General features: G+C 71.7%; 27 protein-coding genes. 1 reads left to right on the forward strand and 26 read right to left on the reverse strand.

Annotation, left to right across the window (positions count from 1 at the left end; all coding sequences use genetic code 11):
* Window positions 1–411 (reverse strand): DUF2313 domain-containing protein (locus IPQ09_25045; GenBank protein ID MBL0197436.1); only part of this gene is annotated, 411 nt, incomplete at its 3' end.
* 118 nt (window positions 412–529) lie between these two features.
* Between IPQ09_25045 and IPQ09_25050 the strand changes: the two genes are divergently transcribed.
* The gene (locus tag IPQ09_25050) at window positions 530–1,096 is read left to right on the forward strand and encodes a hypothetical protein (protein MBL0197437.1); all 567 of its coding nucleotides are present in this window, start codon (window positions 530–532) and stop codon (window positions 1,094–1,096) included.
* Here the strand turns inward: IPQ09_25050 and IPQ09_25055 are convergent, their stop codons facing one another.
* The 25 genes from IPQ09_25055 to IPQ09_25175 all read right to left on the reverse strand — a co-directional run bounded on the left by IPQ09_25055 (window position 1,097) and on the right by IPQ09_25175 (window position 22,109).
* Window positions 1,097–2,620 carry a baseplate J/gp47 family protein gene (locus IPQ09_25055; protein MBL0197438.1) on the reverse strand — a complete coding sequence of 508 codons (1,524 nt, stop codon included), beginning with the start codon at window positions 2,618–2,620 and terminating at the stop codon, window positions 1,097–1,099.
* 8 nt (window positions 2,621–2,628) lie between these two features.
* On the reverse strand, window positions 2,629–2,910 hold the full coding sequence (locus IPQ09_25060; GenBank protein MBL0197439.1) for a hypothetical protein: 282 nt from the start codon (window positions 2,908–2,910) through the stop codon (window positions 2,629–2,631).
* Between the two features lie 95 nt (window positions 2,911–3,005).
* Entirely contained in the window at window positions 3,006–3,233 is a 228-nt protein-coding gene (locus tag IPQ09_25065; protein MBL0197440.1) for a hypothetical protein, read from the reverse strand.
* 43 nt (window positions 3,234–3,276) lie between these two features.
* Window positions 3,277–3,849: a hypothetical protein gene (locus tag IPQ09_25070; protein MBL0197441.1), complete on the reverse strand. Its 573-nt coding sequence runs from the start codon at window positions 3,847–3,849 to the stop codon at window positions 3,277–3,279.
* A 2-nt stretch (window positions 3,850–3,851) separates the two neighbouring features.
* On the reverse strand, window positions 3,852–5,123 hold the full coding sequence (locus IPQ09_25075; GenBank protein MBL0197442.1) for a hypothetical protein: 1,272 nt from the start codon (window positions 5,121–5,123) through the stop codon (window positions 3,852–3,854).
* A gap of 4 nt (window positions 5,124–5,127) precedes the next feature.
* Window positions 5,128–5,658 (reverse strand): hypothetical protein, encoded by a 531-nt coding sequence (locus IPQ09_25080; GenBank protein MBL0197443.1) that lies wholly within the window; start codon window positions 5,656–5,658, stop codon window positions 5,128–5,130.
* Between the two features lie 363 nt (window positions 5,659–6,021).
* The gene (locus IPQ09_25085; GenBank protein MBL0197444.1) at window positions 6,022–8,079 is read right to left on the reverse strand and encodes a hypothetical protein; all 2,058 of its coding nucleotides are present in this window, start codon (window positions 8,077–8,079) and stop codon (window positions 6,022–6,024) included.
* Between the two features lie 46 nt (window positions 8,080–8,125).
* Window positions 8,126–8,761 carry a hypothetical protein gene (locus IPQ09_25090; GenBank protein ID MBL0197445.1) on the reverse strand — a complete coding sequence of 212 codons (636 nt, stop codon included), beginning with the start codon at window positions 8,759–8,761 and terminating at the stop codon, window positions 8,126–8,128.
* Window positions 8,761–9,129 carry a hypothetical protein gene (locus tag IPQ09_25095; GenBank protein MBL0197446.1) on the reverse strand — a complete coding sequence of 123 codons (369 nt, stop codon included), beginning with the start codon at window positions 9,127–9,129 and terminating at the stop codon, window positions 8,761–8,763. The genes IPQ09_25090 and IPQ09_25095 overlap by 1 nt, the downstream gene beginning before the upstream one ends.
* A 26-nt stretch (window positions 9,130–9,155) precedes the next feature.
* Window positions 9,156–10,574 (reverse strand): hypothetical protein, encoded by a 1,419-nt coding sequence (locus IPQ09_25100; protein ID MBL0197447.1) that lies wholly within the window; start codon window positions 10,572–10,574, stop codon window positions 9,156–9,158.
* 171 nt (window positions 10,575–10,745) lie between these two features.
* Window positions 10,746–10,988, reverse strand: a complete 243-nt coding sequence (locus IPQ09_25105) for a hypothetical protein (GenBank protein MBL0197448.1) — start codon at window positions 10,986–10,988, stop codon at window positions 10,746–10,748.
* A gap of 22 nt (window positions 10,989–11,010) precedes the next feature.
* A complete protein-coding gene (locus tag IPQ09_25110; protein MBL0197449.1) occupies window positions 11,011–11,631 on the reverse strand; it encodes a hypothetical protein in 621 nt (206 codons plus the stop codon).
* A gap of 3 nt (window positions 11,632–11,634) precedes the next feature.
* Window positions 11,635–11,991, reverse strand: coding sequence for an HK97 gp10 family phage protein (locus IPQ09_25115; protein ID MBL0197450.1), 357 nt, complete (start codon window positions 11,989–11,991; stop codon window positions 11,635–11,637).
* A gap of 8 nt (window positions 11,992–11,999) precedes the next feature.
* The gene (locus IPQ09_25120; protein ID MBL0197451.1) at window positions 12,000–12,485 is read right to left on the reverse strand and encodes a hypothetical protein; all 486 of its coding nucleotides are present in this window, start codon (window positions 12,483–12,485) and stop codon (window positions 12,000–12,002) included.
* Window positions 12,482–12,757 (reverse strand): hypothetical protein, encoded by a 276-nt coding sequence (locus IPQ09_25125; protein MBL0197452.1) that lies wholly within the window; start codon window positions 12,755–12,757, stop codon window positions 12,482–12,484. The genes IPQ09_25120 and IPQ09_25125 overlap by 4 nt, the downstream gene beginning before the upstream one ends.
* Window positions 12,757–13,791: a major capsid protein gene (locus tag IPQ09_25130; GenBank protein MBL0197453.1), complete on the reverse strand. Its 1,035-nt coding sequence runs from the start codon at window positions 13,789–13,791 to the stop codon at window positions 12,757–12,759. Before IPQ09_25130 ends, IPQ09_25125 begins: the two co-directional genes overlap by 1 nt.
* 5 nt (window positions 13,792–13,796) lie before the next feature.
* On the reverse strand, window positions 13,797–14,204 hold the full coding sequence (locus tag IPQ09_25135) for a DUF2190 family protein (GenBank protein ID MBL0197454.1): 408 nt from the start codon (window positions 14,202–14,204) through the stop codon (window positions 13,797–13,799).
* A gap of 2 nt (window positions 14,205–14,206) precedes the next feature.
* Window positions 14,207–15,679, reverse strand: a complete 1,473-nt coding sequence (locus IPQ09_25140; protein MBL0197455.1) for a hypothetical protein — start codon at window positions 15,677–15,679, stop codon at window positions 14,207–14,209.
* Window positions 15,680–15,796: 117 nt separating this feature from the next.
* Entirely contained in the window at window positions 15,797–17,047 is a 1,251-nt protein-coding gene (locus tag IPQ09_25145) for a DUF935 family protein (GenBank protein ID MBL0197456.1), read from the reverse strand.
* A gap of 12 nt (window positions 17,048–17,059) precedes the next feature.
* On the reverse strand, window positions 17,060–18,493 hold the full coding sequence (locus IPQ09_25150) for a hypothetical protein (protein ID MBL0197457.1): 1,434 nt from the start codon (window positions 18,491–18,493) through the stop codon (window positions 17,060–17,062).
* On the reverse strand, window positions 18,447–19,886 hold the full coding sequence (gene dcm, locus IPQ09_25155) for a DNA (cytosine-5-)-methyltransferase (GenBank protein ID MBL0197458.1): 1,440 nt from the start codon (window positions 19,884–19,886) through the stop codon (window positions 18,447–18,449). Before dcm ends, IPQ09_25150 begins: the two co-directional genes overlap by 47 nt.
* 104 nt (window positions 19,887–19,990) lie before the next feature.
* Window positions 19,991–20,593, reverse strand: a complete 603-nt coding sequence (locus tag IPQ09_25160) for a ParB N-terminal domain-containing protein (protein MBL0197459.1) — start codon at window positions 20,591–20,593, stop codon at window positions 19,991–19,993.
* A 2-nt stretch (window positions 20,594–20,595) separates the two neighbouring features.
* Window positions 20,596–20,796 carry an AraC family transcriptional regulator gene (locus tag IPQ09_25165; GenBank protein MBL0197460.1) on the reverse strand — a complete coding sequence of 67 codons (201 nt, stop codon included), beginning with the start codon at window positions 20,794–20,796 and terminating at the stop codon, window positions 20,596–20,598.
* Between the two features lie 360 nt (window positions 20,797–21,156).
* Window positions 21,157–21,741 (reverse strand): hypothetical protein, encoded by a 585-nt coding sequence (locus IPQ09_25170; protein ID MBL0197461.1) that lies wholly within the window; start codon window positions 21,739–21,741, stop codon window positions 21,157–21,159.
* Window positions 21,738–22,109, reverse strand: coding sequence for a hypothetical protein (locus tag IPQ09_25175; GenBank protein MBL0197462.1), 372 nt, complete (start codon window positions 22,107–22,109; stop codon window positions 21,738–21,740). Before IPQ09_25175 ends, IPQ09_25170 begins: the two co-directional genes overlap by 4 nt.

Genomic DNA, 22,109 nt, shown 5'->3' on the forward strand with positions numbered 1-22,109 from the left:
GGCCGTCGACTCGATGGCGACCGTCTCCCGCATCGTCGGGGGCGTGTCGCTGTTGAGCGGCGTCAGGGCGCTGATGATGGAGTCAGGCGAGCCCGAGAACCGCGTGCGCCACCGGGCGAGGAGCGCGGCGCGGCGCTCCGTCGTCGTGAGACGGCCCGAGCTCACAGGGAGCCCGAGCATCGTCTCCCACTCGCTCAAGAGATAGAGCGCGGTGTCAGGGAAGGCTTCGTTGAGCGAAGCCGCGTTGGTGTCGCGCGCGTCGCTGATGCCGCGCCCCAGGTTGATCGCGTCGGCCGCGTTCAGCGAGTTGTCGGCCGCGGGGTACGCGGGGCCGAGCAGTCGCAGGAGCTGGCGCGCAAGGTCGCCGATCGCGCCCTCTTTCGTCGGGAGCGGCTGGATGATGTTGGGCATGGGTCCGGGGGCGCGGAGGGCGCAGGAATGCCGTCGCTAGAGAGGGTGGATGTCCGAATGGTGGGAGCGCAAGGGCGACCGTTGACCGCCCCTCCCCCGGCGGCGCTACCCTGCGGGGATGCGCTACGCCCTCGCCCTGCTCTTCGCCCTCACCGCCTGCGCCGCGGAGCCCGTGCTCCTGCCCGACGCCTCGACGCCCGACGCTGGCCCCTGTGGGGGCGCCTGCGGAGCCGGGACGGTGTGCGTGGGCGGTGCGTGCGTGGTGGTCGATGCGGGCGCTCCCGACGCCGTGGCGGCGGACAGCGGAGCGGTGATCGACGTGGGCGAAGACAGGCCCGCGGTGGATGCCGGGGCGCTCGACGCGGTGACGGTGGACGCTGGTGGGATGGATGTGGTCGACGGTGGGACCGACACGCCCGACGTGGTCGATGTCCAGTGGCCCGCGCTCCCTGATGGCTCCTACGCCTGGGACGTGGCCGCGTGCGAGCGGTGCAGGGTGGCGCATGGGGAGTGCACCTGCACCAACGGCCGGGCGGTCTACACCTGCGTTGCGGAGTACGCGGAGTGCGATGGTATGTTCGCCAACGGCTGCGAGGCGCACATCCCCGAAGACAGGGCGAACTGTGGGCGCTGCGGCAACGTCTGCATCAGCGGCCTGGTGTGCAGGAACGGCCGGTGCCAGTGACTACGGCGTCACGAGCAACGACCCCAGGGTGACGACGGTCTTGGCCGCTGGCGTCACGTCGGCCGCTGGCGTCGTCACCGTGCAGGAGAGGACGCCGGTCGCCACCGCAGGCGACTGCGCGCCGTTGATGACGTCGGCCGCGAGCCCGGTGCGGTAGAGCGTCGCGCGGGCCTCGACGTCCTCGGCGGGCCACCGGCTCGCGGGTGTGGTGTCCCCCGGCCCGAGGCCGTCGAAGTGGCTGAAGACGTCGTCGCGGATCGTCCCCCAGTTCGCGGGGCACGGGTAGATCGAGCCCGTGGGGAATCCGACCTCCTGCCCCGTGGCCTGCGTAAACGTGGTGTCGCCCGCCGCGAAGTTCGCGTTGCCGAGCGTCACGGCGCGGTAGCCGCCGCGCTCCGTGGGCGTCGCGGGGAGTACGAGGGCCCGCTTCCCTGCGAGGGCGGTGTAGTCGCCCGTGACCTTGATGGTGGTGTCCGTGCTGAGGATGATCGCGATGGCGCCCACCCAGGGGAAGGCGTTGGTCGCGGTCATCGTGCAGGAGAGCACCACGTTCTGCGCCGATACGCTGATCGCCTCGACGGCCGCGTTGTCGGCCACCATCGTCACAGGGCGGAGCATCGTGCCGTCGTCGGTCGCGACGCCTGCGACGGTGCGGTCGCCCTCGATGTAGTCGCGAATGCGAGTGAGCGCCGCGCCCGCCGTGCGCGTCGAGGCGTCGTCAGTCGGTACTACGCGGGTGTTCGTGAGGACGTCCCCCTGCGCGGGGCCGACAGCGACCACGGTCACGCATCCCGGCGTATCGGGTGTGCCTGCGCCCGGGTACGACGCCGGGGGCGCGAGGAGCGGGTAGACGTAGGCTCTCGTGATGGTGGTGCCGGTGTAGCCCTCGACCCAGTCCTGCCAGTCGGCGCGGTTGCCGCTCGCGGGGCGCTCCTGCCTGCGGGCGATGATGCGCGCGGCCCACGCGGAGTAGCTCTCCTGATCGGTCCCTGTGGTCGCCACGGAGGCGACGGTGCCCGTAGCGTCGAGCCCGGTGGGCGCGCTGACGAAGGTGAGCACGTCGGCCACGGCGCGGGTCGGGTCGGCGCCGATGTCCGCCGCGGTGACGGTGATGGTGCCGGTGCCCGCGGCGATCGTCACGGCGACGGAGTCGACCGTGTAGAGCGTGCCGTCGCTGTAGGCCATGCGGTACGTCACGCCCGTGGGGAACGTGTACGTCGCATCCACCCCGGCGGTGACCGTGACGGTGTGCCGCGCCCTCACGCCGGCGCGGCGGGCGACACCGTCCACGCTGCCGTGGCGCGCGATGGCCTCGTCGCTGGCCTGGTCGGGGAGGATGTCCCGCGCGACGCTCTCGGCCTGCGCCTCGAGGCCCTCCAGCATCACCGCGAGCGCCGAGGCCCACAGGTACGCGTCGGAGCCGGGGGCGATCAGCAGCCGCTCCCCCGCGGCGGTGTACTCCTGCGACCAGAAGGAAAGCAGGGAGTCGCGGATGGTGTCGCGGGCGCGGCCGGTGTAGCTCATGTGTCCTGTCAGGCGCCGCGGGTGAGCGTGCCGGTGGTCTGTCGGGTCGAGAGCAGCACGTCGAAGAAGTCGACGGCGTAGGTCAGCGTCCCGCGCGCGGCGGACACCCTCGCGCTCACCTTGAGGTCGCGGATGGTCCCGGCGCGCACAAGGAAGTCGAGGCCAGCCTTGATGGCCGTCTCCGCGTCGGCCTGCGCCGAGGTGCGGAGCTTGTCGAGTCGCGCCCAATCGACACCCAGGGAGGGCATCGCGGGCGAGCTCCCGAGCTGCGTGCGGAGAGCGATCAGCACCTGCTCAAGCGCCGGGGAGGTGGCGCGCGTCCAGTTCCCACGAAGGACGAGCGTAGGCGCGCCAGCGGAGCCGAGCGCCCTGGTGATTGCATAGCTCATATGGCGCCCCCGGAAAGCACTACGGGAGCAGCGGGGATGCCCGCCCCGAAGGCGTCGATGCCCGCGGTGACGGTCACCGAGGAGTTCGTCTGGATCTCGCCCACGACGCCCACCGCGATCCCGTAGGCGAGCGCCTTGATGCTGTTCTCCTGCGCGGCCGTCAGCGTGCCGGAGAAGCCGGTGTTCACGCCGCCGACGATGGCGAGGTAGATCCTTTGTGCCATGCCACTTGTGCAGGCCGTATCCCCGACTTGAAGCGCCATGGTGTCAGCCCTTGAAGCGCGGGGAGCCCGCTGCGGTGGAGATGGTGTCCGTCGCGCTGGTGATGGTCCCGGCCACCGGGTAAGGCCCGGCCGTCAGCGCGAAGGCGTGCGTGTGCCCGGTGGTGACGTCGCCCACCACAGCAACCTTCTTCGTCCCGGCGTTGACCACCACGTCGCCCGTGCCGTGCGCCGAGATGTTGATCGCGCCGTTGTTGGCGCTGGTGATGTCGATCGCCCCCGAGGCGCGGATGTGCACCACGGTCGCCGCGTTGGTCGCGTTGACGCCGTGGAGCTTCGTCTCCCCCGCCGCGAGCGCCTGGACGGTGGCGCCCTTGTCGATCAGGAAGAGCGCGATGAGCTCATCGCCCCGCCGCACCGCGAGGGCCTCCGTCGTGGCCGTGAGGGCGGGCGATGCCATGAGCCCCGCTGGCTGCGCCACCTCGACGTCGTCGAAGCGCTCGGCCGTGGCGTCGGCGCCCTCGCTCCCGACGCCCGCGCACTGCGCGGTGAGGACGCGGCGCGAGGTCGATGTGGTGAGCGAGAGCACCTTGAAGGCGTCGATGGGGTCTTCGTCCACGGTCACTCCTGGGGGATCACGGAGATGGAGTCCTTCGGCACAAGCACCATCGTCGTCGTCGTGCCGGTCTGTCGCCCGCCCTCGAAGGTGACGCTGGTGATGAGCATCGACTCATCGAGCGGAGCGCCATCGGGCGAGGTGCACAGGTCGTCACGCACGCGCGCCATCGTGTTCAGCGCGTACAGGCGATCGACGCCCGCGACGGTCTGCCCGTGGCCCTGGACGGTGAGCTCGTAGCGGCGAAAGCTGGCCATCGCCTCCGCGATGACGCGCTCCCCCTCCTTCGCGCTCGCGGCGAGGGTGCGAGAGCGGGCGCTCTTGATGTGGCGCACCTGCGCGGGCATCGGCGACGCGAGGAAGCCGCGGTTGACCGCAGCCGTCTCGACCCCGACGTTGAACGTCTGCGACCGGCTGCGGTTGCTCACGAGGTCGCCGCGGGTGGTGCCCGTGTAGACGTTCACCTCGGAGGGAACTTCCTTGATGGAGAAGCTCTCGGCGCCCTTGAGGATGTTGCCCGTGGCGACGCCGTTCTCGATGCGCCGGCCGAAGGTGAACACGTCCGCCGTGCTGAAAGCCGGGACGTCGACCACGACCGCGAGGCCACCGGCCGCCGAGGGCGCGACCCACATGAGGAAGCCGACGCGGCGGCACATCTCCTCGGCGAGCGCCCACGCCTTCTCCCCGGCGCGCGGGTGGCTCTGGTCGATGGGCTGCGCGCGACGCCTCGCGTGGGCCGCGTGCACGCCGCGCGAGGGGCTGTGCGGGCGGGTGGTGTGCGTGGCGTGTGGGCGCGAGGGGCGGCCGAGCGAGGTGCGGTTGGTGCCCGACTGCACCAGGCGCGCAGCGGCGGCGTCGGTGACGAGGACGGCCACGCCCAGCGGCGTGAAGAGGGCGGTCAGCGCGTCGGAGAGCGCGAGGCCCTTGAGCCGCACGGTCGGGTCCGCGTCCCACGTCATCGCCATGCCGCCGAGGTCGCGGCCGCTGATGACCATCGTGGCACCGCCCTTGTCGTCGGGCGCTGCGGTGCGGAGCGTCTCGATGCGCCCGGTGATCTGCGCCGCGCCATCGATGGAGAGGGTGATGTTCTCGCCCAGCTTCACCTCGCGCCGCAGCACCTCCCACGACGCTTCCCGAGCGCCGGAGATGGAGCGCCACATGGAGACGGTCCACGGGTTGCCCGCGCGCATCATGTCGAGCGTGATGGTGTAGCGGTCGAAGACGTCGACATCCGTCCCGCTCGAAAGCGTGACGGCGACGGTGTGCGGCGTAGCCATCGGCTCAGGGCTTCGGGAGGACAGTCAGCACGGTGCCCTGCGCCACGAACAAGCAATCAGGGATGCTATTGGCCGCCCGCAGGAGCGTCGTCAGCGAAGCGTCCTGGTAGACGCTCTGCGCGACCTCCCAGAGCGCCATCGTGCGCGGCACCGTGTAGAGCCGCACCTGCGAGAGCGTCGGGGAGTAGCGGCTGCGGAGGTCGTAGACCGCGGCCTGGAGGGCGAGGAGCTCGACCACCGCAGCGTGCGCCGACGCCGGGGCGAAGAGCGCCAGTGCGAGGTTGCTGGTGATGGGCGCGAGCATCAGCCGGAAGCATTCGGCCACGGCGGTGTAGGGGAGCGCGGCGGCCTCGAGCGCCGCAAGCTGCGTCGTCATCACCGCCGTGGTCGCCGTCCACCCGGTCGCGCTCACGGCGGCCATCGCGGCATCCGTGCTCGCGGCCTTCGTGGCGACGGTCGCCGGCGTGTTCGCAGGCGTCGCGCTCCACGGCGTCGTGAGGAGCGAGGCAGAGCCGTTGTGCTCCGTGAACGTCACCTTGAGGTCGACGCCGTTGCGGTTGTCGGGCGAGAGTTCGCCCGTCCAGCCGGTGATGGCGGCGGTGAAGGCGTCGTACCCGGGAGCGTGAGGGTGCCGATGGGGGCGCTCTCGAAGAGCGTGACCAGCGCTTCCCGCAGCGCGCGGAAGAGCGGGCCGTAGCGCGCGACGAGCGCCGGGGTGTCGACGCACGGGATGGTGAAGCTCCCCGGTAGGCCTTCTGGCCGCACGGCTCCATGTCGGCCCCGCGGCGCAGGTAGGCCGTGTGCTCCGCGAAGTCGTGGCCGCCCTCGACGGAGAGGGCACTCACGGGGAAGGGCACGCCCTCGTAGGTGGCTTCGGCGAGGGTGTCGAGGGGCTGGCTCATCGGCGCGCCTGGGGAGCGGCAGCGGAAGCCGCGTGCGCGGCGTCGTGCGGGGTGACAGCGGCAGTGATGGGCGCACTCTGCATCGCCGCGGCGACGGCCGCCGCGGACTCCGGGGTGAGCGACACCTGCACCGGACCCGTGGCCGAGCCACCCGCGCGAGCGCGTCGCAGTCCCTCGGCGTTGATGTCCGTCGAGTCGTTGTCGCTCCGTGTGTGGAGGAGGATCGCAGCCGCTGCGGCGAGGGGCGCGAGCACCATGCCGCCAACGGTCGCCAGCGCGCCGGCTCCGGTCGTGGCCGCGCCGGTGGCGGCGGCTCCACCCGCGGCGCCAGTGGCGGCGGTAGTCGCGCTGTACCCGAGCGCCGCGCGCATACCCATCCATCCGCCCACGGAGGTAGCGAGCCCGGTCAACCCCTGGACGGCGCTGGTCAGCACGGGGTGCATTGCAACGAAGTCCGCCGTGGTGTCGCTCATGCCCGCGGCGAGGTTGTTCCTGCGAGCATTGAGCGCGTGCTCTTCCTGCCCGGCGAGCGTCGCGGCGTCGGTGCCCTGACGCACCCCAGCGAGGCGCTCGCGGTCCGCCGCGGTGATGCCACCAGCGCCCTGCATCGCGCGGATCGCCTCAACGCCCGTGCGCCCTTCGGCGTCGCGGTTGAGCAGCCCGCCGAGGAGGTTCTGTTCGTTGCGCTGAAGGCCCTGCGCGTTGCCGTATCCGCCGCCCGCAAACACGTTCTGGAACTGCTGCCCGGTGATGCCCGCAGCAGCGGCGCCTTCGGCAAGCCCGACACCAGACTGGTATCGCTCTCGCAGCCGCATCCGCCCCTCGCGAGTGGGGTCGACCTCGAAGAGCGTGGCCTGCAAGCGCGCCTGCTGTTCGGCCGTGAGCCCTGCGGTCTGCGTTGCCTGCGAGACGTTGGTGAGGAGCTTGTCCTGTGCGACGGTGCCGCGGAGGCGCTGGCCGACGTTGCGGAGGATGTTGCCGCTCATGCGCGCAGTGAGCCCCGACGACTTGGCGACCTCCATCTCGGTGACGGCCTCGGTGAGCTCGCGCAGTTGCGCCTGCTGCATCGTCTCGCCGCCCTGCTGACGCGCGCCGCGCATACGGGCGATCATCGCGCTCATGCCGCCGCGGATCAGGTCGCCCTCCTCGACGGAGCCCGCCTGTGTCGCGGCGCCGATCACGGATAGCGCCGACTGACGCGTCGACTCATCGAAGCCGCCCGACCGCAGCATCCCCGACAGGCGGACGTGCTGCGACGGGTCCGCGAAGGTGTTCGCGCCCTCGGCGTAGTCGGCGAGGAAGGCGCGGAACTGCGCGTCACGCTGCTGCACGGACTGCCCGCGCTGGCCGAGCACGTTGAACTCCGCCTGCCCCGCGGCGGCGGCCTCAGCGATGCCCGCCGATGGGAGCCGATTGGCCTCGGCGAATGCGTGGAGCTGACGCGCGCGGGCCGCGGCCTCGTTGGCGTCACCGCCAGCGAGACCTACAGCGCCCGCAAGAGCCGCGTCGGTGGACGCAGAGCGCTGACGCGCGTCCTGGATCTGGCCGTGCTCCTGGACACCAGTGCGGTAGACGGTCGCGACGCCTGCGCGTGCGAGCCCTGCCATGCGGCTCTGCTGCTCGCGACGGCCGTAGCGGACGGCCTCGGTGCGTCGCTGCTCTTCGCGCCGGGTGGCGTTCGTGCGCGCGATCTCCTCGCGCGTGTGGGCGCGGGTCCGCTCGACCTCCATCGTGGTGGCAGCGCGCACGGCAGCGATGGCAATGGCCGTGCGCTCGCGCGACTCACGGCCCGCGGTGGCGATGCGCTCGGCGGACGTCGCCCGCACGACGGCGGTAGCGGCGTTCTCGGCCGCGCGCCGGTCGCGCTGTACCTGGCGCGCGGCTGCGGTCTCCGCGGTGGCCCCGCGACGCACGGCGCGCGTTCGCTCGGAGGTTCCGCGGGTGGCGTCGGCAGTCATCGCGGCCTGCGCGCGACGGGTGAGGCTCTGCACCTCGCCCATCGCGCGGCGGACCGCGGACGTGTCGACGTCGATGATGAGGGTGGCGCGCGGCATGGTCAGCGATCAGCGATCGGACGCGGGTCGAGCCCGAAGAGGCTCATTAGGCCGCGGTCTGCGGCGGCTCGTTCGAGGGCGACGAGTCCGAGGAGTTGGAGCTCATCAGCCTCTCGTGCCGCACAGCCAAGGAGTGCAGGGCACGCCGCAGCGTAACGGAATCGAAGGACGTGAGCCGCGAAGCCGGGAGCGTCCCTTTTCCCAGCGCGGACAGGACCGCCTCGACTTCCTCCGCGCTCTTGGCGCGGGAGAGCGGCGAGCGTTCGGCCACGAAGTCGGCGTAACTCTCGAAGATCTGCACCACCTCGTCGGCTTCGAGCAGTGCGCGCAGACCATCGGCGCTGTCGACCACTGGCGCGTGCGGCGGCGCGGGCTCGCAGAGCGCGACCGCGAGGAGCTGCACCTTGGTCTCCAGGTCGAGTTCGGCGCCGCCGGTCGCGGTGTCGTAGAGGTACGACTCGGTGAGCCCGCACTTCTCGGTGAGGAACTTCACCGCCGCCGCAACGGCCCTCACGCGCGCCTCGTTGGGCACCGCCCGCAGCGCGAGCGGGATGCCGTCGAGGCGAGCGCCCGTGCCGTCGAAGAGGTCGAGGATGTGGACGGCGACGCCGCGGTCCCCGAGCGCCTTCGCGAGCGACGGGCGGGTGTCCCGCACGAACCCGTCGAGGCCGTCGCTGCTCATCAGACGATGTTCACGAGGCGGCCGTTGAAGGTCATGCTCTGCACGTTGGCCTTGTCGACGCCGCTGCTCATCTTGCAGTCGCTGATGTCACCGACGCAGTTGTAGGTCTTGCCCGCGAGCTTGAAGCCGAGCGGCACCTCGGTCTGCGCCACGGTGAGCGCGGGCCAGTCGATCTCGAGCCCCGCCTGGGGGATGCCGCCGGAGACGGTGACCGAGACGCCCACGGCGCCGGGGGAGTGCCCCGCGTCACCGAGCAGCAGGGTCTTGACGCGGCTGTTGCCGCTCTTGATGTCGAGCTCGACGGAGTCCGACTGAAGCACGGGCACCCCGCGCACGATCACGAAGCCAGGTCCTGAGTAGACGGCCATTGCAGTGTTCCTTTGATGTCAGTCGGTCAGGAGAGCTGGCGGACATCGCCGCCGAGAACGTGGAGGCCGGGCATCGGCTCGCAGGGGATCTCGCAGTCCACGCGCCCCGGGGTGGCCGAGGCGGTGACCGTGAGCAGGGCGAGGTTCGCCGTGACGTCCTTGATGATCGCCTGCTCCTCGTAGCCGGTGAGGATGCGGGCGATCTCCGAGCGGATCAGCGCCGGGGAGGTGACGTTCGGAGCGCGCGGCGGGAGGCCGTCGCTGCTGTCGGACGTGAGCTTGAAGCCCGCGTAGGTGGTCGCGAGCGAAGCGTTCAGCCCGTCGGCGACGTGGTCGCAGATGGTGACGTTGCTGGTGTCCAGCACCGCGTAGTTCGGCACGCCCGACGCCAGCGACCGCGAGGTGATGCAGCGCGCGACGGTGACGAAGCCCGGGCGGTTGGCGCTCGGAGCCAGCGGCGTCAGGCCGTTGTTCAGCGCGCCCTCGATCTCCGTCGCGGTCGGCTGATCCGCGACGGTGTTCTGCGCGGTGACGCTGACGAGCTCGAGCCCGTCGAGGTTGGCGGCGGGGTCCGTGGCCTCTCCGACGAGGCGACCCCCCGCGGCGCTGTCCCCGATGAGGCGAGCGGCGCCGACCTGCGCGGCGACCACCCACGGCGGGATGCGGCTGTTGTAGTGCCACACGATCTGGAGGCGGCTCTTGTTGCGCCCGGTCGCGAGCGTGACGGCGGTGGCGTAGGCCGCGACGCTGCCGACGATGCCCTGCATCCGCTTCTGCGAGGTCACCAGCGCGAGGCTGTCGAGGTGCGCGGCGAGCAGGTCGATGTTCGTCGCGTCCGTGCACGACGCGATGATGCGGTCGTACTTCGTGCTCGCGATGGCCGCGATGGCGTTGGCCCACGAGTCCTGCGTCGCGCCGAGGGAGAAGCAGTACTCGCCCGACACCTGCGTCCCGCCGGAGAGAATGCCCGTCGTGCCCGCGCCCGAGGACGTCGACGACGTGGTGATGGCCGTCTCCAGGCCCGCGGCGGAGATGAACGAGAACGCGCACACGAGCGCGTTGCCGCGAGGCCCGGTGTGCTTGGCCGTGAGAGTGAGAGCGCCCGCCGAGAACTGCGCGATGAAGGGGAGCGTGTCGACGTCGTTGATGGCCTCGGCACAGGCCGTCGCAATCACGGTCGGCGTGTCGCCCGATGCGACCGGCACGTCGATGATCTTCCCGCAGGCGTAGATGCGGATGGTGAAGGCCGCGCTCGCGTTCGTCGCGAAGGTGTTGACCAGCGACGCGGCGGTCCCGCCACCGTCGGCCACAGCTTCGAGGTAGACGGTGGCATCGGGGTACTGCGCGAACACGGCCTGCGCCATCGCGTGCAGCTCCGAGCCGCGGCCCGCGTAGGTGCCCGCGTCGTCGGCGCTGGCGCAGAACGTCGGGGTCGCGGCGGCCATGGTGCCCGCCGCAACGGAGAGCGCCGGGGAGGCGGCGGTGATGGCGGTCGCGAGCGGCGTTGCCTTGCAGCAGGATGGTCTTCGGGGCGTCGCCCGACGAGGTGCCCGCTCCGCCGAGGATCACGGCGAGGTAGATGCCCGGCGTCTTGCGCGAGGCGGAGAGTCCGGTGGTCACTTGCTGATCTCCTTGGCGGCGGGCACGGGGGCGATGGGCTTCGGGGCGACGAGCGCGAGCTCACCGCGGCGGATGGCGCGCTGGTAGTCGGGGTGGTCGATGACCGTCTCCCCCTCGGGGAGCGCCTCGCGGGTCTTGCGATGGCGGCCGGCGTAGCGACCGGGGATGGATCGGCCGGCGTCGTCGAGGTAGGGCGCGAGGAGGTCGCCCACCGCCCGGATGTGGATGGTGATTCTCATGGGGTGTCCTGTGCGGTGGGGGTCAGTACGTTTCGAGGAGCTGGACGAACGGCGACGGGGCCGTGTCCTCGGTGCCGGTGAGGTTCACGTCGCCCGCGATGGCAGTGAGGGCCTGTCCGTTGCCCGCCTGCGCGGTGGTCAGCGCGAGCGCGGGGAGCGGGCGACGCGCTTCAAAGCGGACGCTGTAGACGTAGAGCGAGCCGCGCTTGATGAGCACCGGGCGGCCGTAGTCGGCGACGCGGACGCGGCGGTCGCGAAAGGCGCCGTCGAACACCAGCCCGTTGCAGAGCTCGATCACTCGCTCGATCAGCGGGAGGAATCCCGGGGTCAGCGGCGAGGAGCCCTGCGCAGCTTCGTCAACAGCACGCGGCTCTTCCAAGCACACGAGCACCGTCCACGATTCCAGCCCCGCGTCTTCGACGCCCTCAACCGCATCCACCGTGCGCGTCGAGGCGCCGCCGTCGTAGCGGAGGAAGGCGCTGGGGTACTGCGCGCAGGCGTCGACGATGCCCTGCTCGTTCACCTCGCCCGCGTAGCGGCCGACGAGGGCGAAGGGGAGGAGCGCGGTGGGCGTGCCCGTGTGCTGCCCAGCCGCGAGCGCTGCGAAGAGCGCCGTGTCGATGGTCGAGAGCGTGGCGGTCATGGGTCAGCGGGAGGCGCGCTCGCCTGCGCGGTGGAGCGCGACGGCCAGCTCCGCGTCGATGCCGGAGGCGCGGCGCTCCGCGGCTTTCGCGAGGAAGCGGCGGGGACGGATGCGCGAGGTGCCGTCCTCGATGAACGAGGCGTAGCGGGTGTCTGCGACGATGGGCACCGTGACGTGGTTCGCGGTCGTGGTGACAGGGCCGCCGACCATCGTCCGCTCTTCCAAGAGCCCGGTGCGGTTCTCGTAGTCGTGGGTGCTGCGCGCCTCGGCGGCGACCATCTCACCCGCGCGCTCCATGCCCGCCGCAAGCTCTTCGGTCAGCGCGCCCTCCAGGTCGGAGAGCCACGCGTCGACGCCCACGAAGCGCATCAGAAGTCGGAGGCGTCGCGACGATCCGCGGCGCGGCCGTAGGGGTTCGTGTACGCGCCGCTGGAGTCGGTGAGGTTGTTATTCACAGCGCGCGGGACGGGGCGCACGGCGGCGCTCCCAGGGGCTCGCGCATCTGCGTCGCGGTTCAGCTGCTTGATGAACGCGCGGGCCTGCGCGCCCTTGATCGCGTAGCCGTTCTCGGCGTCGTAGGACGAATGCCGCGAGGCGGCGACGTCGTTGCAGAGGTCGACCACGCACCCGACGATGGCCGGGTCGAGCGTGTCCGTCGTCGTGTAGACGCCATCAGGGAAGGCTGCGCGAGTCATCGCGCGGAAGTAGCTGTTGGCTTCAGCCAGGCAGAGCGTGAGGAAGGTGGTGTCCGCGGGCGCTCCGCCGCCGTTCTTCGCGTACAGACGGTTGTAGGCCTGCGTCGAGAGGCGCGCGGTCACGTCGGCCACAACGGCGATGGCGGTCTGCTCGCTCATGGTGCCCGGTGCCAGTGCTCTCCCTCGGAGAGCTGCGCTGCGATGGAGGCGGGGATCTCGTCGCCGGGGGCGTAGATGCGCCCCCCATGGATGGAGGTGAGGGCGACGAGTCGGAGGGGCGCCGCCGGTGGGGCCACAAGGGGCTCCACAGGCGGCGCAGGGGGCGGGAGAGGGGCGGCGGCGGACGGAGACGCCACGACGGGCACCGGGGGCGGCTGCGGGGGCTGCGAGGCCTCCGGTCGATGGCCAGTGCCGCGGTCGTGGCGGGCCATCAGCTCACCACCGTTCCGTAGAGGAACCCGGCCGACGAGCCCGCGACGAGCTTCTCGTCGAGCGACTCGGTCACCTTCACGAACTGGCCGCCGCGCACGCCCGGGAGGGGGGCGTCGATGACCTGGGTCTCGCGCATCCCGAACTGGAACTGCTTGGCGAACACGCCCGTCTCGCGCGGCGAGGGGTCATCGGTGACGCGGATGAGCGCGCAGGACTTGCCCCACACGTAGCCGCGGACGGAGGCAGCGCCCTCGCGGTTGGTGTTGTACTTCATGCGACCGATGTGCACCGCATCGAGCTCGAACACCGCGGCGACGAGGTCGGGCGTCACGCGGTCGGGCGTCGCACCGGAGACGGTGGCGGCGCGCGAGAGGATCAGCTCCTTCAGCTTCGGGTGGTTCTTGAGCTTCATCCACGCCTGCGCGCCGATGACCATGATGTTGGGCCGCTCGTCGCAGGCCTCCAGCGCGTCGTCGATCTTCTGGCACGGGTCCGAAGTGGACGTGTCCCAGCGATCGGTGCCGGTGAGGGCGGCGTAGTTGGAGCCGTAGCTCCCCGACGCGAAGAGCAGCGCGGCGACGCGGCGCTCCTTGGCGATGTCGAGGCGCTGGGTCACGACCTTGACCGCGTGCATCTGCGGGTCGATGGGGGCGTCGGCGGACTCGATCTCCTTGTTGGAGACGAAGTCCATCAGGCCGTAGTCGACGGTCGAGAAGTTGTCGGCGCTGATCTTGTAGCGGACGCGCCCGGGCATCGCCTCGACGCCCGTGAGGGTCGCGTTCTGCTCTTCGAAGAACGTGTCCGCGTCGTACTTGAAGAACTTGTCCGAGGGCTTCATCACCCGCTGGACGGGGCACACCTTGTCGGCGATGCCCTCGCGGTTCTGGATGGCGCACGCGAAGTCCGACAGCGCGCGGTCGATGTGCACGCTCGACGGCGAGAAGCTGAGCTCCTGCACCACGGCCTGCGCGTTGGCGAGGCTCATGCCTCGCTCCTGAAGCAGCGCGAGCTGCATGGATTCGATGTCGTTCATGGGGTTCAGCCGCCCTGCTTGATGAAGGGGTTGATGGTGCAGAGGACGCGGTCGCCGGAGACGGCGGACTCGAGGGCCTGACCGATGACGGCGACGTTGACGCCGGCGCCCGCGGTCTCGGTGATGACACCGCCGTCGGTGCCGCCCGAGGTGACCCAGTCGCCGCGGGTGATGGCGCCCGCAGCGATCAGCGGGTACGCGCCGCTGATGAGCACGTCGACGGTGTCGCCCGAGGCGCACGCAGAGCCGTCGGGGCGGTAGATGACGCCGAGGAGTGACGCGGTGGGATCGGCGCCGCCGGGGAGGCGGACCTTGCTGTCAGCGGCACCGACGCGGCAGATCATGCCGTCGGTGAAGATCGCCTCGGACTCGAGGGGGATCGGCGGCCCGGGGAAGCGAGAGGAGAGGCCCATGGTCAGCTACCCTTTCCGGCGCGCAGCTCGCGCGACGCCTGCTTGAGCGCCGACTCCAGGGAGAGCCCCTTGTCGGCCGCCATCAGTTCCTTGGCGCGGTCGGCAGCGGCGTCGTTGTGACGCGCGGCCCGACCGCTCACGATGGTCGGGGTCTTCTCCCCGCCGAGGCCGGTCACGCGCGAGGTGAGCGCGAGCGACGCGGCGGTCACCGCGGGCTTCGGGTAGGCCTTCGAGAAGGCCGCGAAGTCGTTGCGGGCGAAGCTCTCCAGCGCGGCGCGGCTCTTGGCCATCACCGGGTCGGCGCACAGGGCCTCGACGTGCTCCACGACCTCGCGGTTGTGGCGCTCCGTCTCGACGCTCTTGAGCGCCTCGTTCTCGGCCGACAGGACGGCGACCTTGGCCGCGTCGCTGTGCAGCGCGGTGATCTTCGCGGCGACGGCCTGCGCGTCGGACGCGAGCGGCAGACCCAGCGAGCGCCGGACCTCCGTGGACTCTTCTGCACGCGCGGCGACGTGCTGCGCGGCGGCCTCTTCGGTCGGAGCGGCGAAGCCGAGCCGAGCCGCGAGGGCCATCATGGTGGTGCTCATGCGGGTTTCCTTTGCGGCCCTCGAGCCGCGGGACATCGACCGGGAATCGGTCGAATCGTTGTGGCCTTCGGGTATCTCGCCCGGGGCCGAAGGGGTGGGTGCGAGCGCGGCGCGGATGGCCGCGAGCACGTCGGCGGCGCTGGTGAGCGCGGGGAGGCGCATCGCGCTGCGGAGCGAAGCGATGATGTCGTCAGCGTCGATGCCGCTGGCGTCGTCGGGAGCGGCGAGGAGCGCGGCCAGCTTCGCGAGCTCGGCGGCGATGGCGGCTTCGTCGGCGAGCGCCGGGAGGCCGAGGATGCAGCGGAGCATCTCCACCACGTCGTCGCGGTCGTCGAGGTCGCCGTACCAGGCGCCGGCGGCCAGGGTGCGGCTCGCGGCGATGCGGGGGAGGTCGATCAGCGCGGGGTTGTTGGTCAACGAGAACGACCACAGGAAGCTCCCGCACTCGGCGCCGGTCTCTTCGTCCACGCCGCCCTGGACGATGGTGATGCTCCCGAATGCGAGCTCTCCGCAGTCGACGCTGGCGCGCGTCGCTTCGTTGACCCAGCGGAAGCGCGCCTCCAGCGTCGCCACGGGGCGGTCGACGGCGCCGCGCTGCATCGCACCAACGCGCATCTCGACGATCCACGCATGGGCCTTGCGGCTGTCAGGGTGCGCGGTCGCGTCGGTGTCCGCGTGGTAGAGCACCACCGGGATCTCGCGGCCCCAACGGGTGAAGTTGGCGACGCACGAAGCGAAGTCGGCCGACGTGAGCTCGACGCCGGCGCCACGTCCGCGGAGCTTCGTGGCGTAGGCCAGGACGTTCCACGGGCTCGTGGCCTGCGACGCCGCGAGGGGCATGGCGCGGCCGGTCACCCGCTTGCCTGCGGTGATGGAGGGGGAGGTCATCGGTGGGTCTCTCAGGCGGCTTCGTCAGCGGGCGGAGGCGGTGTCTCACTGGGCTTCGGGGCGGGCTTCGGCGGAGCCGAGGGCTTGCCGCCCACGACCTCTTCGCCGTCCGTCGGGTCAGGGATGCTCTCGATGTCCCGCAGCCACTTCGCGGAGACCGGTGAGGCCGTGCCTCATGTAGAGGTCGAGCCGCTCCGCACGAGCCAGCGCGTCCTCGGGGGGCTCGACGTTCAGCGCGAGGAAGGGGACCGGCGCGCGGTCGCCGAGGTTCATCCTCACCAGCGGCGTCAGCAGGTCGCGACGGATGACGTCGGCGAGGCCCTCCGCATCGCTGCGGAGTAGCTGGAACATCGCGCGCAGGTGCACCTCTCCGAGCGAGCGGGCGCCCTTGTCGCCGGGGTCGCTGGTGAGCGTGCCGCCGAGGATGACCTTGGACATCTCCCCGTTGCAGAGCTTCACCAGCTCCGCGTGCACGCCGCTGTCGGGCGCCGCGATGACGCTCAGGTCCGTCGTGTCGGGGATGACCGTGGTGACGGTCGAGCTCATCGCGTCGAGCGCGGCGGCGAGGATCTCGACGTCCTCGTCGTTCGCTCGCGCGTCCTTCGACGGGTCGCGCCCGGTGGCGTACTTCCCGACGCGAAGCCCGCGGCCCGACCACTCCGCGAAAGCGATCCAGTCGCGAACCGACCATCGCTTGAAGGCGCTGTACCAGACGATCGCGCGGCCGAGACCCTCGCGCGTCGGGTACGTGCCGAACGCTCGCGGGGTGTGCAGGATCAGCTTCCCGCGAGGGAAGGCCGCGGGGTCGTCGCAGGGGATGCCCGGGAAGCGTGCGAAGCGGGTGTCGCCGCTCTGCGCGTCGTAGAGGTAGAGGCGCCAGTCGCGCTCATTGCTCCACGCGAGCCGTCGCGCGTGGATCGGGTAGAGGTGCCGCGGGTAGAGGTAGCGGCCCTCGCGGGCATACACCGCCTCGACGCCGGCGCGGCCGTGGTAGGTGGCGCTCGCGAGCTGCTGCAACGCGCCGCGGAAGGAGAGGCCCAGCGAGCCCGCGGGCACCTCGACGGCGTCGAGCGCGTCCTGGCAGAGCCGCAGGGCCTTCGCCCCGTCGCGCTTCGACGCGGTCGCAGGGAGGCGGAGTTCGTACTCCGCGCCGCTGACCGCCTGCTCGCGCTTCGCAAGGTCGCCGTGGAGGTGCGGGTCACCCTGGCGCACCTCGTCGAGGAGGTCGGCCCACGACGCCATGCGGCCGGTGTCGGCCTCGCGCTGCACCGCCGTGATGGACTGCGGCGTGAGGCCTGCGCCCAGGCGCCGCTGGTAGCGGTCCTGCGGCGAAGCGCTGGTGACGCGGCGGGTGGTGTCGGAGGGCATCGGGAGGGGAGGTCAGAAGCCCCAGGAGGGGACGGAGCGGCGAGAGGCGGGGCGAGAGGCGAGAGGCTCGCGGGTGTCGATCACGGCCCACGCGTAGGCCAGCGCATCAACGTCGTCGTCATGGGCGTCGGAGACGCCGGTGAACCGCAGCACCGTTTCGAGAAAGGGGCCGACCCACGGGTAGGCCACACCGCTCGACGGGACGCGCACGCGGCCCTCGTTCCACGCGGTGGCGACGGGCTGCGCGCGGACGAACTTGTCGCCCCGCGGCACTACCTCCGTCAGCAGGAGCGTCGGGTTGATCTGCCGTAGAGTGCGAGCAACGGCCTTGCCGTCGCGGGAGGCTTCGATGTGGATGGCGGCGCCGCCGTGGCGTTGCTGGAAGCGCGCGAGCTCCGCGGCTACAGCACCCGTCTCGGCGCGCATCCGCAGCACGTCGACCACGTCGGCCGCGAGCGTGAGGCCCGCGCCGCGCACCGCGAGGGCCACAGCCACGGTCCAGTCAGAGCGGGTGCTCTCCGTGCCCGCAGGGTCGACCGCGAGGACGGTGCGAGCGCCCGTCAGGATCGGGTCGATGTAGCGCGCCGGAGCGCGGAACACCTCGCCTCCGCGTGCCATGGGTTGCCCCTGGAAGAGCGATGCCCAGTCGTACTCATTCGCGCCGCGCTTCACCGCGAGCTCGGACACCGGCCATCGCTCAGGCCAGAGCGCCTGCTCTACGCCGTCCGCGTCCGTAGTGATCGCCGGGAGGTTGATGATCTCCCATTCGACCCCATCCATCTCACCGCGATCGAGTCGACCGATCAGGTCGTCTTCGTGCCACCGGGTGTGACAGACGATGCAGGAGCCGCCGGGCTCGATGCGGGTCCACAGGGTCGATGTGAACCAGTCCCAGGTGCGCTGACGAATCAGGGCGCTCTCGGCGTCCTGGCGATTCTTGAAAGGGTCGTCGACGATCGCGACCTTGCAGCCCTGCGAGGTGAGCGGCCCGCCAATGCCCGTCGCGAGGACGCCGCCGCCCTCGGGGGTGCGCCACTCTGCGAGGGAGCCGCGATCCTCCCGCAGTGTGACGCCGGCGCTCCGAGCGTAGGACCGCGCGAGGTCGGACTTCGACTCCGCGACCTGCGCCGCGTAGGAGACATACGCGATGGTGTCCGCGGGCGAGCGACGCAGGAGCCACGCGATGGAGTGCAGCAGCGTCTCGGTCTTGCCGTGGCGCGGCGGGACGGAGATGCACGCGAACACCCGCTCCCCTCGGGCCACGCGCTCCAGGAGCGAGAGTAGCTTCGCGAGGTGCGAGGGGCGCGACCACCGGGGGGTGACGCGCGGGATGAAGTCGAGGAGCGTCTCCGCGCGCAGCTCCAGGCGGCGGAGGTACTCCAGCCGCAGGGCGCGGAGCTCAGCCGCCGCGCTCGAGCTCTGCGATGCGGGCGAGGAGTGCGTCATCGGTGAGGGCGCCGATCGGCTGCCCATCGGTGGTCAGGTCGGTGCGGTTCACCAGCTCACCAGCAGCGCGGAGGCGCTCGACCTCGACCTGCGCCGCGACGAGCTGCCGCTTGAGCTGCCGCGTCCCGCGCTCCTCGTTCCACCGCAGCACGTCGAGCGCGAAGCGCCCGTCATCCTCGGTGGCCTTCATCACGCGGGCGTGCAGCGCGCTCTCGCACTGCGCCCCGGCGCGGTCGAGCTCCGCCGCGAACGCAGCCTGCGCGACGTGGCGCGGGTTGCGCTTCGCTGGCTCTGCGGCGTTGTACGCGCGGCCGACGCGGAGCCAGCCGATCATCGTGTCCCACGGGACACCCGCGGCCTTCGCGCAGGCGCGGAGGGGGGTGCCCACGAGGCGAGCGCCGCGGATCGTGGCCGCGAGCTCGGGGGTGAGGGTGAGGGCCATCAGCGGGCGATCAGCGTGCGGACGTGGCGCGCGATGGAGCGCATCAGGAGCGGGGGGACGCTGTTGCCGATGCGCTCGACGCCGATCACGCCGAACCGGAAACGCAAGGACGAGCCGGGAACCTGCAATATTTCGCGCACGCGCATCGGCCACCGTGACCGACTGCCGTTGCGACAGGCGGGCACCGCCCTGTCGCGAGCGACGCCGTTTCGTTTCGGTAGTCGTTGGGGCCCGCCAGCGTGGCGTCCACGCGACAGCGCCATCACACCGGGCGACGGGCGCCGCCTCACCAGGCCGGCTCCGCCCCCCGCTCGGGTGCGACGCTTCGACGCCGAGGTCATCCCGCACGCCGATGAAGATCATGCGCTCGCGCGACTGCGGCACGCCGTAGAACATCGCGTTCAGCAGCCGCACCTTCACGCGGTAGCCACAGGCTTTCAGCGTGCGGAGGATCTCGGCGAAGATGACCTTGAAGTCGCCCTTCACCATGCCGCTCACGTTCTCCATCACGAAGGCGCGCGGGCGCAGACCCGAGAGCAGCCGCACGAACTCGCGGAAGAGCTGGTTGCGCTGGTCGCCGATCTCGCGCTTGCCCGCGGTCGAGAATCCCTGACACGGCGGCGAGCCATCGAACACGTCGAGTTCACCGGGCGCGACGCCCGCGAGGCGCAGGCACTCCTCGACGGAGAGCTTGGCGATGTCGCCGTGGTACAGCGGGACGTGCGGGAAGTTGAGCCGGAAGGTGTCGGCCGCGTTCTGCTCCCACTCGACGGCGAGCAGTTCACGGAAGCCCGCCATGTGGTAGCCCAGCGACGATCCACCGCAGCCGGCGAAGGTCGAGATGACCGTGGGCGCGTTCGCCTCGCGGGGAGCGTGGGCCTGCGCCCATGCTTCGGTGAGCAGCGCGGGATAGTCGGTGATGCGCTGGAGTCGCGGGGCGCCGTCAGCCACGGGGCACCTTGCCGCCGCAGTGGGGGCAGGAGAGGCAGTCGACCTCATCCTCGACGCTCTCGTCGTACTCGCGCCCGTCGGGGTCGCCGCGGTACGTCGGGGGGTCACCGATGACCTCGGGGCGCTCGACGGTGTCGTCTGCGGCGTGCTCGAACGCGGGCGGGAGGCGCTGCCGCGAGGACGGCGTTGCCTGCGCGTCTGACCAGCGCGTCGAGGTCCGCCGCCGCGTAGCCCATGTCGGCCATCGTCGGGGCGTCGCGCTCGAACGCGGCCGTCGCCATCGCCACCACCGCCGCGGCGTCGTCGTGGCCCTGGAGGGCGACGGCGTTGTCCGCGAGGGTCATCGCGTCGGCCTCGGCGTCGCTGACGTCCACGAGGCGCACAGGCACCAGCCCGGGGGCGGGGGCGCTGCGGTCGAAGCGGTGATCCGCGCCGCCGCGAGCGATGCCGTCCACCTCGATGCCCGCCATGATGAGGCGCGCGGCCTCGAGGCGACCGTGGCCGCCGATGATGCGGTGCGTGCTCGCCTGCGCGATGATCGGTGCGCCCCAGGTAGTGCGGACGATCGTGCGGGCGAGGCGCTGGACCTCGGCCCCGTGGGCGCGGGGGTTGCGCGGGTTGGGGCGCAGCGCGGAGAGGGGGAGCCACACCGCAGCAGCGGAGTCCACCGCGGGCGCGGTAGGTGTGTCGTGGGGCTTGCGGCTCATGGTCACGCCGCCACCGGCCAGAGCACCGCCTTCGCGGCGCGCTTCGCCCCGCTGCCGATGGCGACGGGTACGGTGGTCACGCGGGGCATCGTGGGGTCGTGCTGTCGTGCGGCCCAGCGGTCGTACAGACGGGTGACGTGGCGAGGCGTATAGCCGAGCAGCCGCGCTACTTGCGCGATCGTCAGCGGACGCAACTCGGCCACCGAAAACGACGGTGGATGTCCGAATGGTCCCCCGTCAAGAGCGCTGCGAAAGATTCCCCCGCGGCCGTCGCCCACGGGTCGCGAGCGACGGGGACCAGCGGAGACCCCGAGGAGGTGCTGCCCCTCCACCTGCCCCGCGAAGGGCAGGGCGACTGCGCCGGGATGCGTGGGTGGTCGCGGCGTCCGGGCGAGCCGCCCTCAGAGCGGCGAAGCTCAAGCGAGCGCGCGAGAGCCAGACGGGCATGGCCTGCAACCTCGGTCAAGCTCATTCGACGGCGCGCGAATCCATCGGGCCATGCGCTGGTAGGTGGGTGTCGCAGGGTGTGCGCAGTTTGACAGCGCGCGTCAGGCGCGGGGTGGTCACGCCGCCCTGTCTTCCGCCCCCTGCCACGCTTCGCACGCCGCTCCCAGCGCCTCGACGCCCCACACGGACAGCGCCGCGTCGGCCGCAGTCTCGCGCGACGTGGCCGTGGTCAGCGCCTCCCGCGCCCGCATCCCGTCGACCGTCATGGCGCACCCCGGCGACGGCCCCTCGCGCTGGTAGGTCGCCGCCGCCTTCGTGCGCGTCGCCGTCGCCCGGTCGAGCGCATCGCGGAGGGCCATCGGGCCGTGCTGCCCCGCGTAGAGCCGCGCGAGCGTCGCGAGGTCGCCGACGTGGGCGCGGTCGATCAGCCAGCGGAGCGCCGGCCGATGCCGCGGGGCCGCAGCGTCGATGCGGTGCGACACCAGGCGCGCTCGAGCCCCGTCACCGCGGTCGATGGCGCGCTCCGTCGCCGTCGTCTCGCACAGCCCCCCGCTGGAGTCGCGTCCGTTGTCCACGGAGCGCAGGTCGCCGCTCAGCATCTGCGCGGGCCGCATCGCCCGGAGCATCGCGGAGAACGCCGCTTCTGACACCACCCGCTCGCACACCATCGACACCCGCTCGCCGTCGTCTCGCGTCGTCATCGCCCCTCGCTCCCTTCGCTCGTCACCACCGCTCCACACGCCCGGTCCGCGCCCCACGCGTCGCGCACCCCATGCCCCGGCACCGCCTCGTCGTCGGCCAGCCAGAAGCACTGCCCGCACCTCGCGCACGCCCGCCACTGCCGCCGCGTCACCGGCCCCGCCTCCCGTCGAGCGAGGCCCGCGAGGTCGCCCGCGTCGATCGTGCGCCGCAGCGTCTCGACCACCTCGCATAGGCGCTCGATCTCGTCGGCGCCCGCCAGGAGCGCCTCGCGTGTCGCCGCGTCGCTGCGGTCGATCCATCGCGTCGCGGCGAGGGCGCGCAGCCGGAGTGCTACGCCCTCTGCCATCGTGTCACCGTCCGTTGTCAT

The sequence above is a fragment of the Myxococcales bacterium genome (assembly GCA_016720545.1).
Taxonomy (GTDB): Bacteria; Myxococcota_A; Polyangia; order Polyangiales; family Polyangiaceae; genus JAAFHV01.

Bases quoted from the DNA above. Each gene is read 5' to 3' on its own strand.
- IPQ09_25170 (MBL0197461.1), bottom strand. From the start codon at position 21,741: ATGACGACGCGAGACGACGGCGAGCGGGTGTCGATGGTGTGCGAGCGG.
- IPQ09_25065 (MBL0197440.1), bottom strand. From the start codon at position 3,233: ATGGCACAAAGGATCTACCTCGCCATCGTCGGCGGCGTGAACACCGGC.
- IPQ09_25120 (MBL0197451.1), bottom strand. From the start codon at position 12,485: ATGAGCGAGCAGACCGCCATCGCCGTTGTGGCCGACGTGACCGCGCGC.
- IPQ09_25125 (MBL0197452.1), bottom strand. From the start codon at position 12,757: ATGGCCCGCCACGACCGCGGCACTGGCCATCGACCGGAGGCCTCGCAG.
- IPQ09_25105 (MBL0197448.1), bottom strand. From the start codon at position 10,988: ATGAGAATCACCATCCACATCCGGGCGGTGGGCGACCTCCTCGCGCCC.
- IPQ09_25100 (MBL0197447.1), bottom strand. From the start codon at position 10,574: ATGGCCGCCGCGACCCCGACGTTCTGCGCCAGCGCCGACGACGCGGGC.
- IPQ09_25145 (MBL0197456.1), bottom strand. From the start codon at position 17,047: ATGCCCTCCGACACCACCCGCCGCGTCACCAGCGCTTCGCCGCAGGAC.
- IPQ09_25095 (MBL0197446.1), bottom strand. From the start codon at position 9,129: ATGGCCGTCTACTCAGGACCTGGCTTCGTGATCGTGCGCGGGGTGCCC.
- IPQ09_25075 (MBL0197442.1), bottom strand. From the start codon at position 5,123: ATGGCTACGCCGCACACCGTCGCCGTCACGCTTTCGAGCGGGACGGAT.
- IPQ09_25135 (MBL0197454.1), bottom strand. From the start codon at position 14,204: ATGGGCCTCTCCTCTCGCTTCCCCGGGCCGCCGATCCCCCTCGAGTCC.
- IPQ09_25050 (MBL0197437.1), top strand. From the start codon at position 530: ATGCGCTACGCCCTCGCCCTGCTCTTCGCCCTCACCGCCTGCGCCGCG.
- IPQ09_25130 (MBL0197453.1), bottom strand. From the start codon at position 13,791: ATGAACGACATCGAATCCATGCAGCTCGCGCTGCTTCAGGAGCGAGGC.
- IPQ09_25090 (MBL0197445.1), bottom strand. From the start codon at position 8,761: ATGAGCAGCGACGGCCTCGACGGGTTCGTGCGGGACACCCGCCCGTCG.
- IPQ09_25085 (MBL0197444.1), bottom strand. From the start codon at position 8,079: ATGCCGCGCGCCACCCTCATCATCGACGTCGACACGTCCGCGGTCCGC.
- IPQ09_25110 (MBL0197449.1), bottom strand. From the start codon at position 11,631: ATGACCGCCACGCTCTCGACCATCGACACGGCGCTCTTCGCAGCGCTC.
- IPQ09_25150 (MBL0197457.1), bottom strand. From the start codon at position 18,493: ATGACGCACTCCTCGCCCGCATCGCAGAGCTCGAGCGCGGCGGCTGAG.
- IPQ09_25160 (MBL0197459.1), bottom strand. From the start codon at position 20,593: ATGAGCCGCAAGCCCCACGACACACCTACCGCGCCCGCGGTGGACTCC.
- IPQ09_25055 (MBL0197438.1), bottom strand. From the start codon at position 2,620: ATGAGCTACACCGGCCGCGCCCGCGACACCATCCGCGACTCCCTGCTT.
- IPQ09_25140 (MBL0197455.1), bottom strand. From the start codon at position 15,679: ATGACCTCCCCCTCCATCACCGCAGGCAAGCGGGTGACCGGCCGCGCC.
- IPQ09_25175 (MBL0197462.1), bottom strand. From the start codon at position 22,109: ATGACAACGGACGGTGACACGATGGCAGAGGGCGTAGCACTCCGGCTG.